1 protein-coding gene is annotated in these 1,616 nt (G+C 63.8%); it reads left to right on the forward strand.

Features of this window, described 5'->3' with window-relative positions:
• Positions 1–1,616: Ig-like domain-containing protein (locus GQY20_RS31860; RefSeq protein WP_157221202.1), on the forward strand; the 1,616-nt coding region annotated here is incomplete at both ends.

Raw genomic sequence — 1,616 nt, forward strand, 5'->3', positions numbered from 1 at the left:
GCTGACCTATACGCCGAACGCGAACTTCAACGGCACCGACACGATCAGCTACACGATCAGTGATGGCCAGGGCGGTTTCTCGACCGCATCAATAACCGTCACGGTTGCGGCGGTGAACGATGCGCCGACTACCACCGGCCTCCCCGGGCGCAGCGATTCGGATGCCGAGATGATCGTGTTGCCGGTCGCGCCCGGTTTCAGCGACATCGATGGCGACGCGTTGCAGTTCGACGCGACCGGTCTGCCGCCGGGTTTGACGATTGATCAAGCGACCGGCGTCATCACCGGTATGATCGCATCGGACGCCAGCCAGACGAACGGCGGCGTGTACATAGTTGCTGTGACCGCCGAGGATGGCCAGGGCGGCACAGTCGTGACCAGCTTCACGTGGCGCGTCGGAAATATCCCGCCGTTGCCGCAGGACGACGTCGCGACGACTGTCGAGGACACGCCGGTCACGATCGACGTGCTGGTCAACGACAATGATCCCGATGGCGACCCGCTGACACCGACCTCGTTGACGATCAACGGCGTCAGCAACGGTACGGCGATCGTCAACGCCGATGGCTCGATCACCTTCACGCCGACGGCGAATTTCAACGGCATCGGCATCATCACCTACACGCTGGGCGACGATCAGGGCGGGTTTTCCACCGCAACCGTCGTCGTTACCGTCACCCCGGCAAATGACGCGCCGACGTCGGTCGGCCTGCCGTCACGCATTGATTCCGATGGCGAAGCCGTGTCGCTGGCGATCGCAACCGCGTTCAGCGACATCGATGACGATACGCTCAGCTTTACCGCGGACGGATTGCCGGCGGGATTGTCGATCGACGCAATCACCGGTCGCATCACCGGCATGATCGCAGCGAGCGCCAGTGTGATTAATGGCGGGATCTACACGGTCAAGGTGACTGGCCGCGACCCGAGTGGCGCGAGCACGTCGCAGAGTTTCACCTGGACCATCACCAATCCGGCACCGGATGCGGTGAACGACACGGCGTCGACGAACGAGGATACCCCGGTCACCATCACGGTACTCGGCAACGATACCGATGCGGACGGGGACCTTCTGACCGTCACGCTGGCGTCGGCGACGCGCGGCACCGTCGTGATCAACACGGACGGCACGCTGACCTACACGCCGAACGCCGATTTCAACGGCACCGACACGATCAGCTACACCATCAGCGATGGCCAGGGCGGGTTCTCGACCGCATCCGTGACCGTGACGGTAGGCGCGATTAACGATGCGCCCGTAGCGGTCGCCCCGCTGCCGCCGCGCAACGATGCGGACGGCGAACTCGTCAATTTCAACGTTGCGACCGACTTCGCCGATCCGGACGGTGAGCCGCTGCGGTTCGCGGCGACTGGCCTGCCGAACGGACTGACGATCGATGCTGTCACCGGCGTGGTCACCGGCACGATTGCCAGCAACGCGAGCCAGATCGGCGGCGGTGTCTACACGGTGACCGTGATCGCGACCGATGTCGCGGGCGCGAGCACGTCGCAGAGTTTCACCTGGACCATCACCAATCCGGCACCGGATGCGGTGAACGACACGGCGTCGACGAACGAGGATACCCCGGTCACCATCACGGTACTCGGCAACGATA

Source organism: Flavisphingomonas formosensis, assembly GCF_009755815.1.
Taxonomy (GTDB): Bacteria; Pseudomonadota; Alphaproteobacteria; order Sphingomonadales; family Sphingomonadaceae; genus Flavisphingomonas; species Flavisphingomonas formosensis.